Origin of the sequence: Hallerella porci (assembly GCF_003148885.1) — a bacterium.
In the GTDB taxonomy this organism is placed as follows: Bacteria; Fibrobacterota; Fibrobacteria; order Fibrobacterales; family Fibrobacteraceae; genus Hallerella; species Hallerella porci.
Map to the genome: position 1 here is coordinate 1 of NZ_QGHD01000001.1, position 13,254 is coordinate 13,254.

At 44.4% G+C, this 13,254-nt stretch carries 12 protein-coding genes and 1 pseudogene; 6 read left to right on the plus strand and 7 right to left on the minus strand.

Features of this window, described 5'->3' with window-relative positions:
- Positions 1-226, plus strand: a pseudogene (locus tag B0H50_RS13535) (IS4 family transposase); the annotation flags it as partial.
- 743 nt (positions 227-969) lie between these two features.
- A complete protein-coding gene (locus B0H50_RS00010; RefSeq protein ID WP_109587035.1) occupies positions 970-2,250 on the plus strand; it encodes a hypothetical protein in 1,281 nt (426 codons plus the stop codon).
- Positions 2,251-2,299: 49 nt separating this feature from the next.
- On the opposite strand, the gene B0H50_RS00015 is transcribed toward B0H50_RS00010, so the two are convergent.
- From B0H50_RS00015 to B0H50_RS13540, 3 genes are all read right to left on the minus strand, one after another.
- Positions 2,300-4,177, minus strand: coding sequence for a T9SS type A sorting domain-containing protein (locus B0H50_RS00015; RefSeq protein WP_109587036.1), 1,878 nt, complete (start codon positions 4,175-4,177; stop codon positions 2,300-2,302).
- Between the two features lie 101 nt (positions 4,178-4,278).
- Positions 4,279-5,379: a redox-regulated ATPase YchF gene (gene ychF, locus B0H50_RS00020; protein WP_109587037.1), complete on the minus strand. Its 1,101-nt coding sequence runs from the start codon at positions 5,377-5,379 to the stop codon at positions 4,279-4,281.
- A 78-nt stretch (positions 5,380-5,457) separates the two neighbouring features.
- Positions 5,458-5,733 (minus strand): hypothetical protein, encoded by a 276-nt coding sequence (locus B0H50_RS13540; protein WP_233244427.1) that lies wholly within the window; start codon positions 5,731-5,733, stop codon positions 5,458-5,460.
- Positions 5,734-5,746: 13 nt separating this feature from the next.
- On the opposite strand from B0H50_RS13540, the gene B0H50_RS00025 reads away from it, so the two are divergent.
- Together B0H50_RS00025 and B0H50_RS00030 are read left to right on the plus strand one after the other, a co-directional pair.
- The gene (locus B0H50_RS00025; RefSeq protein ID WP_233244429.1) at positions 5,747-6,190 is read left to right on the plus strand and encodes a response regulator; all 444 of its coding nucleotides are present in this window, start codon (positions 5,747-5,749) and stop codon (positions 6,188-6,190) included.
- Between the two features lie 128 nt (positions 6,191-6,318).
- Positions 6,319-7,533: a lamin tail domain-containing protein gene (locus B0H50_RS00030; protein ID WP_146193645.1), complete on the plus strand. Its 1,215-nt coding sequence runs from the start codon at positions 6,319-6,321 to the stop codon at positions 7,531-7,533.
- Here B0H50_RS00030 and B0H50_RS00035 read toward each other — a convergent pair whose 3' ends face one another.
- Both B0H50_RS00035 and floA read right to left on the minus strand, forming a co-directional pair.
- Positions 7,534-8,208 (minus strand): hypothetical protein, encoded by a 675-nt coding sequence (locus B0H50_RS00035; RefSeq protein WP_109587040.1) that lies wholly within the window; start codon positions 8,206-8,208, stop codon positions 7,534-7,536.
- Positions 8,209-8,217: 9 nt separating this feature from the next.
- Positions 8,218-9,207: a flotillin-like protein FloA gene (gene floA / locus B0H50_RS00040; RefSeq protein WP_106198358.1), complete on the minus strand. Its 990-nt coding sequence runs from the start codon at positions 9,205-9,207 to the stop codon at positions 8,218-8,220.
- A gap of 515 nt (positions 9,208-9,722) precedes the next feature.
- On the opposite strand from floA, the gene B0H50_RS00050 reads away from it, so the two are divergent.
- Together B0H50_RS00050 and B0H50_RS00055 are read left to right on the plus strand one after the other, a co-directional pair.
- The gene (locus tag B0H50_RS00050; RefSeq protein WP_109587042.1) at positions 9,723-10,595 is read left to right on the plus strand and encodes a DMT family transporter; all 873 of its coding nucleotides are present in this window, start codon (positions 9,723-9,725) and stop codon (positions 10,593-10,595) included.
- 35 nt (positions 10,596-10,630) lie between these two features.
- A complete protein-coding gene (locus tag B0H50_RS00055; RefSeq protein WP_106198360.1) occupies positions 10,631-11,452 on the plus strand; it encodes a hypothetical protein in 822 nt (273 codons plus the stop codon).
- On the opposite strand, the gene B0H50_RS00060 is transcribed toward B0H50_RS00055, so the two are convergent.
- Both B0H50_RS00060 and B0H50_RS00065 read right to left on the minus strand, forming a co-directional pair.
- The gene (locus B0H50_RS00060; RefSeq protein WP_106198361.1) at positions 11,449-12,591 is read right to left on the minus strand and encodes a glycosyl hydrolase family 8; all 1,143 of its coding nucleotides are present in this window, start codon (positions 12,589-12,591) and stop codon (positions 11,449-11,451) included. The two genes, B0H50_RS00055 and B0H50_RS00060, sit on opposite strands and share 4 nt — an antisense overlap.
- Positions 12,588-13,253, minus strand: coding sequence for an HAD family hydrolase (locus tag B0H50_RS00065; protein ID WP_109587044.1), 666 nt, complete (start codon positions 13,251-13,253; stop codon positions 12,588-12,590). The genes B0H50_RS00060 and B0H50_RS00065 overlap by 4 nt, the downstream gene beginning before the upstream one ends.
- Between the last annotated feature and the right edge of the window lies 1 nt (position 13,254).

The window sequence follows — 13,254 nt, forward strand, 5'->3', positions numbered from 1 at the left end:
CTATGGGGTGAGCGAGAACGCCATCAAGACCCAGATCTGGGTAACCCTCATCGCGAACCTTCTCCTGACCCTTGTGCAGCGCAGCCTTGAACGGCACTGGAGCTTTTCCGGACTTGCGACAATGATGCGAATAATCCTGATGCTCTACATTGACATGTTTGACTTTTTTGAACATCCAACAAGGGACTGGGAACGCATGCTGCAGCATCCACCTTGCCCATCGTAGCGTCCAAATTTCTAGGGAGGGGGCTTTCAACGGCAAAATCAAAGTCTAGACCGCGTAAATTCTGGGGTCTAGACGTTCTGAAAATTTTCTCCGGACACTAATATAAAAAAATATTTATCTACATCACAATCACCTTCACACTGAAGCGAATATGCATTGGGAACAAGGCATAAAATGCAAATCAAAATTGCACTTGAAATCAATTTATTTATCATCATTTGGCCTATTTTCGATGCATTTGGTCGAGTCTTGTTTTATGGTTTCAAGATAATCGTTGCTGTAGCCCTTGTCTTTATAATTTGTTTTCAGCAATGAATTCGCTCTGCGCTCATAACGAAATACACAGTCTGAATTTTTGTTCAAGTTAATATTGCTATACTGTGTCATAAGTTTATTTATTGAATCCGTGCACCACGACGAGTTTCCATTTATTTTGTTGAAATAAGCCCATAAAAGTAATGCCTCTTCGAATGCATCGACCTCCTGGCGAATATCTTTATTTTGAACATATGGAACCCATTCTGGATTATTCCTGCGTTACCAAATATGTCTTGCTTCATGTAATGCTGTTAACTGCATATAGGGATCATCTAAGTTATATGGGGAAAAATTATCATGATTGAAGTTTAGAAAAATAGTAACACTATCATTGCGAAAAATCGGATAACCTATTTCGTTTCCGCTTTGCTCTTATTCGAGGATGAGCAAATCATCCTCTTTTCTTTTATATCTAAATTTTAATTATGCAAAAATTAAAATGGAATTTTCTTTGGGTTTGTGTCGCTATTATTTTTGCGGCATGTTCCGATTCGGAATCAAATCACATTACGAATAACTACAATAGCTCGGTGCTTTCAATTTATCATCTTGGAACCTGTGATGAGAATAATGCAGGGAATATTGTTTTTGTTGAAAAAGATTCGGCGGACTATGTCTGCTTCAATAAAAAATGGGTTTTAATTCAAGACGATTCTCTTCATTCGGATACCTTGAAAATTCTAGATACATTGATTTTAACAAAGATGGATACGCTGAAAATTCGAGATACGTTAACTCTTTCCAAAACAGATACGTTGAAAATTCGAGATACGTTAACTCTTTCCAAAACAGATACGCTGACAGTCCGAGATACGTTGACTTTAACGAAAACAGATACACTAAAAATCCAAGATACAATTATAGTGAATGTTCGGGATACGATTATCGCTTATGGAATTTCTCGCACAATTGATGATTTAGAAAAACTTGGCTCCTGCACTGCTTCAAATGAAAATGAACTTGTCTTTAACGAAATGAATCAGGCATATTATCTGTGTCAAAATGGAAACTGGACTGTTTTAATTCTAGAACCGAAGCCGGATACAGTATCGACTGTGGAAGATTTGCCTTCATGCAATTCTTTGAGAACGGGTGATAGTGTTTATGTTGAGAATCAATCGGTAAAATATATTTGCACTGCCGGCCAATGGACGCTCGCGTTAGATACCTTGGTAGATTTGGGGCTGAGTGTAAAATGGGCTAGCGTCAATATTGGCGCCGCTCTCCCTGCAGATTATGGCAACTATTACTCGTGGGGAGAATCTGCACCTAAGGCAAAATATACCGCAGACAATAGCGAGATGAATAATGGAAATGGCGCTTTGAAAATTTCAGGCGCAAGAGATGCGGCTACCGCAAACTGGGGCGCCAAATATCGTATGCCGACAGGCGCTGAATTAAAAGAACTTGCTAACAATTGCTCCTTTACAGCGTCAACAAGGGTGAATAGTCAAGGAAAAAGTGTCCAAGGCTATAATGTAAAATGCAAAACAGATAATACGCTGTTTTTACCGCTTGCAGGTTATAAAGAATCTTCTTTAACAAAAAGCGTAGGTGAACTTGCATATTTTTGGGGATCAGATGCTATTTACAACGATGGCCTGCGACTTGTGTATGCGCTTTTTTTGTCCACGTCAAAACATTCAGCCGCAGCAAGTTACCTTTGCATAAACGGGTATTCGGTTCGTGCGGTTTCTGCGGATTAAAAAAGACCCGAGCAGAGCCCGAGTCTTTTGTTTTTGCAAATTCAGTTTTTTACTTCAGCATGATTTTTTGTGAGAAGTCAATTCCTTGGCCTTTCACTTTGACGAAGTAAACGCCCTTGGCGGCTTGAATTTTGAATTCGTGAGTGCCTGCAGAAATCGGGCCGTTGTGAAGGGTAGAAACCTTGTGGCCGGTTGCATCAAAGAGAATTGCTTTGACATTTGTCGAACGGGTGAAAGACAAACTTAAAGCGTTTCCGTTGAGGTGCAAAGCTTTTGCATTCACTGCAGAGCGTTTGGAAATTCCGTTTGTATAATTTTCGTCGTAGACAATTTTGATTTCAGGAATTTCGACTTCGGTCATGCCAAAGCCACGGCTAAAGGCATCGTATTTGTCTTCGTTAAAGTTGAAGAGCGTATCGGTTCCGGCAACGATATCGTCGAACAAAACGGTTCCCTTGTAATCCTTTGCGTAATTGGCGAGGACGATGGATACCGTTTTATTGCGGTTCGTCAAGGTCGAAATATCGTAGCTGCAAAGTTTCGATTCGCCTGCGGCCACTTTGCAACTGCCGTCGGTTTCGGTCCAAGTCCAGGCATCGGTAAGCTTAAAGATTAAATAAATATCCGCTTCGGTTTTGCCATTATTTTTGACCTTCATCGTGAGGGTGTTAGCCTTTGACAAATCCAAACCGGCTTTATTTTGGTATTCGATTTGCGGATTGCCACCGCCAAAGGTCACTGCCATTTTGCCGTCGCCGCCAGCTTCTTCGATAACGACATCCTTGATTTTAATCGAAGCTTCTTCTGTGGCAGCTAAAGTTTTCATGGCCGCTAAAGCCGGGTCAATCGTGTAGCTGTAACCGCCAAATTTATCTTCGGTTTTGTCGCCGATGTACTGCCAAGCGAGTGCGCCTGCGTAGCCGCCGTCAAAAGCCTTGCGGTAGCATTCTTCGGTCGTGATTTCCGTTTTGGCTGCCATTGCCGCATTGTATGTATCGCCGGCCCAACCGCTTGCCGGGAATTCGCCGATAATCATCGGTTTCGAATCGTAACCGTAAGTGGTCGCCATTTGGGCTGCGGTATTTACAAACGGAGAAATTGCATCGGCCTGGTAATACGGGTAATAATGCGTTTGGAAAAAGTCCAAGGTGCCGTTTGCTTTTCCGCCTGCGGCAATGAGGGCGGCATCGTTCCAATTCTTTTGGAACTTAATATTGACGCTACCCGTAGAAACCAAAAGCGTGGGGTCAACCGTGTGAATGGCCGAGGCGACTTCGTTCGTAAATTTCTGAATCTTCGCTAAAGCCATTTTTTGAGCCGTCCAGCCTTCGCATTCCGATGTCATGCCTTCGGGTTCATTAAAGACTTCCCAAGTCATAAGCGCTTTATGGTTTCCGATGGCTTTGACCACAGGAATCAAAACGTTATCGATGAAAGCTTTGGTGCCCGCTTCTTCAAAAAGAAGCTTATTCGCTTCGAAATCGACTTTGTCGCCGGTGTATAAACCCCACTGCTCAGGTTCCATCAAGTTGTGGCTGAATAAGCACATCGAAACCATCACGCCATATTCTTCGGCAATGTCCAATGCCTTTTTCATATTGGCGATTGTACTTGCCTTCGGGCCTGTGACCAAGTGCGTCGTTTCGTCGATTGTCGGGCTTTGGCTCATATTGTTAAAAAGCCACCAGCGAATGGAGTTTCCGCCCGCTGCGCGTGTGCCTTCGACGGCTTTACGCCAAGCGTTTTCGTTGAGAGGCGATTCGCCGACGTCGGAATTATAATCGGACCAAGCGAGGTTTGTCCCGCTAAAGAAGATTTTTTTGCCGTTATACATTAAGTCTGTACCGGAAACGGTAAGACCGGGGGCGGCGTAAGCAGCGGAACCTACGAGGGCAGCTGCTAAGAGAGTTTTAGACCACAATTTCATCTTTTTCTCCTAAAAAGTGTGACTTTAAAATAATTTCTAAAACAAAAAAAAGCGCAGCTTTGCTGCGCCTTTCTTCTGCTTTCTAACTTCTAAAATTTTCGTTAAACGTTAAACAGATAATACATAATATCGCCGTCTTGGACGACATAATCCTTGCCTTCGGTGCGGACGACTCCCGCTTCTTTGGCTGCGTTCCAAGAACCGTATTTTTGGAAGTCGGCAAAGCTCAAGGTTTCGGCGCGGATGAAGCCTTTTTCGAAATCGGAGTGGATGACGCCTGCGCATTGCGGCGCTTTGGAACCTTTTTCAAATGTCCAAGCGCGGCATTCTTTTTCGCCGGCGGTGAAGAAGGTTTGAAGCCCGAGAATGCGGTAGCCTTCGCGGACAACGGTATCCAAACCGGATTCGTCCATGCCGTAATCTTTCAAAAGTTCTGCCTTGTCGGCGGGTTCTAACTTCGAAAGTTCTTCTTCGATTTTACCGCTGATGACGACGACCGAAGCATTTTGCTTTTTCGCAAATTCTTTGAGTTTATCGACGTAAGCGTTGCCTTTATTTTCCAAATCTTCTTCGCGGATGTTTGCGCAGTAGAAAATCGGCTTGGCGGTGAGAAGTGCTAAATCTTGAATAATCAAATCGACAGCGTCGCTTGTTCCAATGTATTCGCGGGCGCTGTGACCGCTTTCCAAACCTTTCTTCAAGAGTTCGCAAGCGTCGGCGTTTTCTTTGGCTTTGGCGTTGCCGGTGCGAGCCATTTTATTTTCGGTGCTGAAACGCTTGTCAATCGATTCCAAATCCTTGAGGATGAGTTCGGTTTCGATGATATCCACATCGCGGACGGGGTCCACGTTTCCGAGAACGTGGGTAATGTCTGCGTCGTCAAAGCAGCGGACGACTTCCATAATCGCATTGCATTCGCGGATGTGCGTGAGGAATTTGTTGCCGAGTCCTTCGCCATTGCTTGCGCCTTTGACAAGACCTGCGATATCGACGAATTCGGTAACCGCTGGGACAATTGACTTCGGGTTATAAACTTTGACGAGTTCGTTTAAGCGTTCGTCGGGCACGCTGACCATGCCGACATTCGGTTCGATAGTGCAAAACGGATAGTTCGCCGCTTCGGCGCCAGCATTTGTAATGGCATTAAAAATTGTGCTTTTGCCGACATTGGGAAGACCGACGATACCGCATTTCAAACTCATGATGAACTCCTTATTTTTTGCGCAGACAAAAATAGATAAAAAAGGAGGAATGAGAAGTTAGTGGTTAGTGGTCAGTGGTCAGTGATTAGTGGTTAGGGAATTTAACCGCAGAATTGCAAGGATATATTTGGCGGGTAAAATGCCACCTTTCAAAAGTGCAATGACGCATTTGGCGGGTAAAATGTCACCATTCAAAAGTGCAATGACGCATTTGGCGGGTAAAACGGCCCCTTTCAAAAGTGAATTGCCAGATTTGGTAGTAAAAACAGCTCCTTTCAAAAGTGCATGGACACATTTGGTGAGTAAAACGGCACCTTGCAAAAGTGCACGAGAGAAAATGCGAATTATTTTCACTCATTTTATATATTTGCTTAACATTATCAAAAACAAAAATCTCATGAATGACCATTTGAATTTTTCGGGTTTAAAAATTTTACTCGTCGAAGATAACGAACTCAATTTGGAAATTGCTTCGACCATTTTAGAAGGCGTTGGCTTCGAAATTGAAACCGCCGAAAATGGAAAAATCGCCGTCGAAAAAGTTACGCAGGAAAATTGCCGTTACGATTTGATTTTGATGGACATTCAAATGCCCGTGATGGATGGTTACACGGCCACGCGAAAAATTCGCGCATTGAATTCGGCGTATTGTAAAACGGTTCCGATTATCGCGATGACTGCAAACGCTTTCGAAGAAGACAAAAAGAATGCCCTTGCCGCGGGCATGAACGATCACATCGCCAAACCGATTGATATTACCGCCTTCGGGAAAATTTTGAAAAGATGGCTAAAGACAAACAAAAATGTTTGAAAACGACTAAAAATGCGACAAATTTGAAGTAAATGAAATTTTACGCAAATTTTGGTTGATTTTTTGCTGATTAAAGCGTCTATATAGATGGGTCTCTCATTTTAACCATAATTAGAAGGAGGTAAAAAATGAGAGAACTCAATTTCAAGAAGATGTTGTTTACTTCTTTGACGGTGGCGGCTTGCCTGATGGGCTGTTCCCAAGGCGAAGGCCCCGAAGGCGCATCCACACTCAAAACTTCTGTTCATTTGGATGTGGCGTGCAAAACGGTTCCGCTGACCGATAGTTTGGTTTTGGATTTGTTGGGGCCGGACACATTTCATGTCGTCCTCGGAAAAGACGAATCCGCTTACGATAAATTGCTGAATGCGGGCGAGTGGACCTTTGCCGCGAAGCTTTATGCCAACGGCATGTTGGTGCAGCAAGGGGAAACGGCGACGGAACTTTCTTCGGGCGGGGAAGTCGTGATTCCGATTGCGATGCACGCTGTCGCAGGATTTCTCTTTGTGCAAATTCCGCTCGGATTTGAAAATCAGCCCGGCGTGGCGAGCGGCATTTTGACGATTTCTGCGGGCGAAAAATCTACCGATTATGATTTCGTCATCGCGGACGGTTTTGCAACGGCGACGACCGAAATGCTCGCCTTGGGCGAAACATATCGGGTGCAAATCAAATTGAAATCGAAAGCGGGAAGCGTCTTGTATGAGATGGATTCGCAAGTCATGATCGACGGCGAAAATTTTGCGCAGAGTTGGTCGCTCAAAACATTGCAAGTCGAAGTTTCTCTTTCGATTGTAAGCGACTCGCTGAAAACGTTAACGGCGACGGCGTTTATTCCTTCGAAACTTCGGAAAGTGCAAAGCGGTGATCTTCTCATCACGGAATTTCAGACCGAAACCAAAGCGGAATTTGTCGAATATTATAATGCGACAATCGATACGTTGGATCTTTCGGGATGTTCTCTGTATGCGACGAGCAGTTCTTCCGTTAAAGCTGTCACAGAACCGTTAGAATCCGTAAAAATTTTGCCGAATTCTTATTTGGTTTTTGGAACGGATTCCTTGGAAGGTCGCGATGTCTTGGCGACTTTGAATATGCCGGGGACGAAGGGTTCTATCGTTTTCCGCTGCGAAGGGGTGGCGGTGGATTCTTTTTACTATGTCAGCAGCAAAACGCAAGATTTGGATCCGGAACAGTATGGCGCTTACGATCCGTTTGCGATTACATCCAATTCGAAGCAGAGTTTGCAGCTTCCGCTGAAGAATTACAAAAAGCGCTCCGCAGGAAGCGCTTGGTGCAAAGGGGAAATTTCGTTACACGAAAATGCTTCGTGTGAAGAATAATTAACGCATGCGATAAGCAGAAATCGGTCTGCGAAAACGCGGATTTTCTAAAATGCTCGCCCAAATGAAGCCTTTGCGGGCTTCTTTGGGATTGAACGCTATTTTAGAATGAGAAACGTGCGCCGATTGCAAATCGGAATCCGAAATTTCGGCGGCAGTCGTTTCGTCTTGAATTTCAAAGTCCGATTCGCTTTCGAAATCCGTAGAATAATCGAAATTCTGCTTAGTGAAAGTCTCGGGCTCGGGCGCTTTGGCGGTGAAAACTTCTGCGGAAGAATTTTCCGGAGCAGAATTTGTTTCTGCTTTTGTCTCGGGCTTGTCGGCTTTTGTCGAATACGTTTTGGTGTAAGATTCCGTTTTCGTTTCGCCGTTTGAAGTGGTCGTTGTCGTCGAAGAAACTTGAATATCGATATCATTTCCTTCGCCGTCTAACTTCGCTTGCTCTGCGCGAAAACGCCGAATCAATTCTTGGAGCGATTCCGGTGTGTTAATTTCCACATCGGAATTTTCATCATCGTCGTCATCGGAATATTTTTCGGCTTCGAAATCCGGCGGCAAATCGCGCTCGTTTTCGTTTTCACGATGCGGCGTCGAATTGCGTTTACCGCGCTGCTTTAACCAAGCAGCACCGATTTGCAAAGCGATGATTCCGACTAAGATGAGAAGGCTTTCCATGGAAAATCCTTAGACGTTCGGTTGAGACGGTTGTTGTCCATCGCCGAGTCCGAGCTGCGTACGCATTTGCGTATCGGCTTGGATATTTTTCATGTTGTAATAATCCATCACGCCGAGACGACCCGAACGGAGTGCGTCTGCCATTGCCATCGGCACTTGCGCTTCGCTTTCGACGAGTTTTGCGCGCATGTCCATCACTTTGGCTTTCATTTCTTGTTCGGCAGCGGCTGCCATGGCGCGGCGTTCTTCGGCTTTTGCTTGGGCGATTTTTTTGTCGGCTTCAGCGCGATCCGTTTCCAAGCGAGCGCCGATGTTTTGACCCACATCCACGTCAGCGATATCAATCGAAAGAATTTCAAATGCAGTGCCCGCATCCAAACCCGAAGCGAGAACTTTCTGCGAAATCATATTCGGATTTTCGAGAACATCTTTGTGGCTCTTCGCACCACCGATAGAAGAAACGATGCCTTCGCCAACGCGCGCAACGACGGTTTCTTCGCCAGCACCGCCAACGAGTTTTTGAATACTTGCGCGCACGGTAATGCGGGTCACGGCGTGCAGCTGAATTCCGTCCAAAGCGACAGCGCTAACGCGCGGCGTTTCGATAACTTTCGGATTCACCGACATTTGCACTGCTTCGAGAACGTTTCGTCCCGCGAGATCAATGGCTGCGGCTTGCTTAAAATCGAGTTTGATGTTGGCTTTGTTCGCAGCGATTAACGCTTGCACGACGCGCAAAACGCTACCGCCCGACATGTAATGCGCTTCAAGTAAATTTGTATCGACAGGCATTCCCGCTTTGCAGCTCAGAATGCGCGCATCCACAATGATTTTGGGAGGCACTTTCCGGAGTCGCATTCCGATAAGTTGGAACATGCTGACATTTGCCCGAGAAAATAAAGCTTGAAGCCAGAGGCTAAAGAATTTGGCGATAAAAGCCAAAAAGATAAGGGCGACGATTGCTGCTACGATAAAACCCAAAATGGCAATAGAGCTCATAAAAATCCTCATTTGATTGGTTTTAAGTAAATTATATAAAAATTAGCAGCTGAGAAATAGCAATTTGAAAATTATTAGTGTCCGGTAAAACTTTTTAATCCCTGCACTTCTTTTACGGCGAAAGCGAGAACACGATCGAGATGCAAATCTGGGTCGTGATGATTGCAAACTTGTTGGTAAAACTGGTCAAGGCGCAAGTAAATCGCATGTGGAGCTTTTCGAATCTAGTCTCGCTACTCCGTCATGCGCTTGGATACTACTACGACCTTGTTCCGTTCCTCGAAAATCCAGAACGGGTTGCTGCAAGCTCTTTTGTCGGGGGCCGTTCACCACCCGGCCAACTCCAGCTAAATCTTGTCTAGGGGACCCGCAAAACGCAAAGGCACCGCTTTCTGTCGAAATCGGCGCGTATTCAGCATATTGTGTTTATGTTGGAACTTTTACCGGACAGCAATATTTGAAAATAAACGGGAAAAGAGAATGTTCTCGGGGAAATTTTCTATTTTATCGTCGCTATGAAAGATGAACATAAAGGCATTCTTTTTGGTGCTCTCGCCGCAATTTTTTACGGCACAAATCCGCTCGGCGCATTAAATTTAATCGAAGCAAAATTGATTCCGATAAGCATCATTTTTTACCGCATGATGTTTGCGACTTTATTTGTTTTAATCGCTCTTTTGGTTTCTAAAAAGTCTCTTAAATTTCCGAAAGAAAATTTACCCAAAACGATTTCGCTCGGCATTTTATTTGCCGCTTCGGCGTGCTTGCTTTATGAATCTTTCATTTATATGGAAGCGGGAATTGCATCGACGATGCTTTTCTTGTATCCCGTTTTCGTCGCCCTTTTAATGCTGATTTTGTATAAAGAAAAACTCACAAAACAAATTGTGATTTCAATTCTTGTCGCCCTCGTGGGAGTTGCATTCTTAACCAAAAGTGAAAATGGATTTTTAAGCGTCACAGGAATTATTCTCGTTATACTTTCATCGTTAACTTATTCGTTTTATATGATTATTGCGGCGCGTTTATCGAAGCCTGTGGGATCTTTAAAACTCAATTTTTATGTGCTTCTATTTGGAACTTTAGGCATGTTCCTTTTCACTTCATTTGCTCCCGGACATGAACTTCAAAAATTGCCGAGTTTCACGGCTGCCTTATGGACGATGGAACTTGGCTTTGTCCCGACTCTTTTATCGCTGATTTTTATGGTGAAAGCAATCAAAATTATCGGCTCCACCAAAACTGCAATTCTCGGAGCCTTAGAGCCTTTAACTGCGGTATGTGTCGGCGTTTTCATTTTCCACGAATCTTTTACTTGGCGCCTTTGCGTGGGAATTATTTTGATTTTATCATCCGTGATTATGATTGCAGTGAAAAAGAAAAATTAGGTCACTTCTCATTCCTCATTTTTTACATTTATTCCATGGAAAAAATTTTCTTGGCATTTTTCTTGTTTGCGGTTTTAGGTTGTGCGGGGAATCGGGCGGAGTCTTCGCCTTCGGGGGATTCGGGCTGCGATGATTGTGGGGAACAAGGAGAATTGGAACTTGAAATTCACGATGAAAAAGGTTATGTAGAAATCAATCCGGACGCGATGAAAATGTGGAATGCTTCGGCGGTGCTCGGGAGTTTCCCGTCGCAGAAAATTGTCGCAGAATGTCCGGAGGAAAATAAAATTTGCCACAGCTTTAGCGATGATGCTGTAGATTTTGATTTGGCGCATTTTGAAGATTCGTTAATCGAAACGCGTTTTTCAAAAATGCAACATGAAGAAATGTTAGAAGGTTTACGAATTCCGGATGCGGATTCGCTCGAAATGCGAAAAAGAATGGCGGCAATTTTAGACGCTCATTTTGCCGATGGAAAAAGTTTGAAAGATTTATCGCCGTGGGAAGAACGCGCCGATTTTCCTATCGTCTATTCTGCTTTTAATCGCGAAGTTTCACCGCAACTCAAAAAAAAACTGCAGGAAATTTTCAAAAAATATCGCGTGCGTTATGTGAGCATTCCCGTTTATGTGCAAGTGAGCATTCGCCCGAAGCTCGGAAAAAAAGGCGGCTTCGTTTGGAAATCGCTTTGGACTCTTTGGGATGTTCGTTTAGGCGAACTTGTCTTTTTGAATTATCAAGAATTTATTGCGGAAACGACAAGCCGAATTCCGCCCGAGCGCGGTTGGGCAAAACCGTTTGCGGAGCGTTTAGGAAAAGCGCTTTCGCGTGATCCGAAGACGATTGAAAATCATTAAAATTTTGAAGTGAGAAGACAGTAGGCAAGTAAAAGAAGCATGCCGTCGTAATAGCGCCACGTTCCTGTCGGCGTTGGCGTTTCCCAAAGTTTCTGTAAAAAATAGCGGGCGAGTTCTGCATCGTCGGAATTGTTAATGTCGAGCGCGCAAGTGGCTGCGGCGTTCATCGCCATTAAACCGGTCGTGAGTTCGCGGGCATTGGGCGCAGGCGTTCCGTCGATTTGATAATCGGCGAAAACCGTTTTTTGCGAACGGAAAAATTGCAGATATTTTCGACAAATTTTTTGTTCAAAATCTTTGGCGTTTTGGCAGATATTTTCTGCGGGCTTTGAAATTTCCGACGAAAAATCTAACGCTAAATTGAGAACGACGCGCCAAGAGTCGCCGCTAAAGTAATGACTCATCGGATTAAAATTTGTCGCTTTCGGTTCGCCATTAAATTCGGTGTAATCAGCGGCAAGTCCTGTTTCGGGATGCATCGCGTGTTTTAAAAAATGGATGCTTTCGGCGTAAACGGCTTCCCAGAATTTGTCACCGGTTTCTTCGGCGAAAAGACGATAAAAGAAAAGGGTGTGATAACTCGGATCGGTAAAATCGTTTCCGGTCATCGGCGAAAAACGAACAGCGGCGCGGGATTCATCGAACATCGCACGGACATTTCCGGCGGGAATTTTATGCGCCATCGCTTGCAATAATTCACACGCTTCTTTTTTATAAGCGGGCTTTTGAAATTTTTTCGCGGCGAGAAGAAGTGCTGCGGCAAAATATTCTTCGCCATCGGGAGCGGCTCCCGGATCCATTTTGTAAAAGTCGGAATGTTTAGAATTGGGAAGTCCCACTTGCCACGCAAAATACGGCGCATAATTCCCTGAAGAATTTTGCAGATAATTTTTTGAAAATTGCCAAAGCGATTCGAAGAGATTTTCTTCGCCGAGTTTTGCGGCAATATACATGCCGTAACTCATTCCTTCGCTGCGGATATCTTGATGCCCGATGTCAACAATGTAGCGGAGAGAATTTGTAGAAAAGCAAACGCATTCTTTTTCGGCGTCACCGAAAAAAAGTTTTTGAAAATGAGAACGAAATTTTTCGAGGGCTTCGGCTTCGCTTTTTCCGATGAGCTGAAAAGGATTTTTCATTTTAAAAATGTGCTTTGAAAAATTTCAAAGAGCGGGGAACCGTTTTTGAAAAGGTGAGTTTGCATGCCGACGGAAGCAGCGCCGCGAATATCGCGTTCGGGATCATCGCCGACGAAAAGGGTTTCGTTTGCTTGTGTGCCCAAACGGTCTAATGCGATTTGGAAAATTTCGGGGGCGGGTTTTTTCGTGTGCACTTCGCCCGAAATAATGACGGCGTCGAGTAATTTCAAAAGGCCGTGTTGACGCAAAACTTTGCGGACATGTGGCGCGTGCTCAAAATTGGAAATAATACCGAGTTTGATTTTTTCGTCGTGTAATTTTTGAAGAAGCGGAATTGTCTGCGGATGAATGGGAACCATTTTTTGCCAACGATTCATCGAGTTGGCTGCGGTATGTTTGATCCAGTTGTAATCGGGATTTGCACCGAAACTTTCCGCTAAAATTTTTAACCGCAATTCGTAAATGGTAAATCCTTCTTGTTCGGAAATTTCTTCGGAGAAGAAATGCCGACATTGCTTTGCCACTTGCGAAACCGGAACGGAAATGCCGAGATGATTCATCGCGTGCGATAAATCTTCGTGCCATAGCCCGAAAGCCTTCGACATGTTGCCGTAGGTAAAAAGTGTTCCGTAAAGGTCAAAAAGAACGCCGGCGATTTCCATT

What these genes read in the sequence shown, in the direction of transcription:
- B0H50_RS00010 (WP_109587035.1), top strand. Translation starts at nt 970, where the DNA reads ATGCAAAAATTAAAATGGAATTTTCTTTGGGTTTGTGTCGCTATTATT.
- B0H50_RS00060 (WP_106198361.1), bottom strand. Translation starts at nt 12,591, where the DNA reads ATGAAAAATCCTTTTCAGCTCATCGGAAAAAGCGAAGCCGAAGCCCTC.
- B0H50_RS00050 (WP_109587042.1), top strand. Translation starts at nt 9,723, where the DNA reads ATGAAAGATGAACATAAAGGCATTCTTTTTGGTGCTCTCGCCGCAATT.
- B0H50_RS00015 (WP_109587036.1), bottom strand. Translation starts at nt 4,177, where the DNA reads ATGAAATTGTGGTCTAAAACTCTCTTAGCAGCTGCCCTCGTAGGTTCC.
- ychF (WP_109587037.1), bottom strand. Translation starts at nt 5,379, where the DNA reads ATGAGTTTGAAATGCGGTATCGTCGGTCTTCCCAATGTCGGCAAAAGC.
- B0H50_RS00065 (WP_109587044.1), bottom strand. Translation starts at nt 13,253, where the DNA reads ATGGAAATCGCCGGCGTTCTTTTTGACCTTTACGGAACACTTTTTACC.
- B0H50_RS00030 (WP_146193645.1), top strand. Translation starts at nt 6,319, where the DNA reads ATGAGAGAACTCAATTTCAAGAAGATGTTGTTTACTTCTTTGACGGTG.
- B0H50_RS00035 (WP_109587040.1), bottom strand. Translation starts at nt 8,208, where the DNA reads ATGGAAAGCCTTCTCATCTTAGTCGGAATCATCGCTTTGCAAATCGGT.
- floA (WP_106198358.1), bottom strand. Translation starts at nt 9,207, where the DNA reads ATGAGCTCTATTGCCATTTTGGGTTTTATCGTAGCAGCAATCGTCGCC.
- B0H50_RS00055 (WP_106198360.1), top strand. Translation starts at nt 10,631, where the DNA reads ATGGAAAAAATTTTCTTGGCATTTTTCTTGTTTGCGGTTTTAGGTTGT.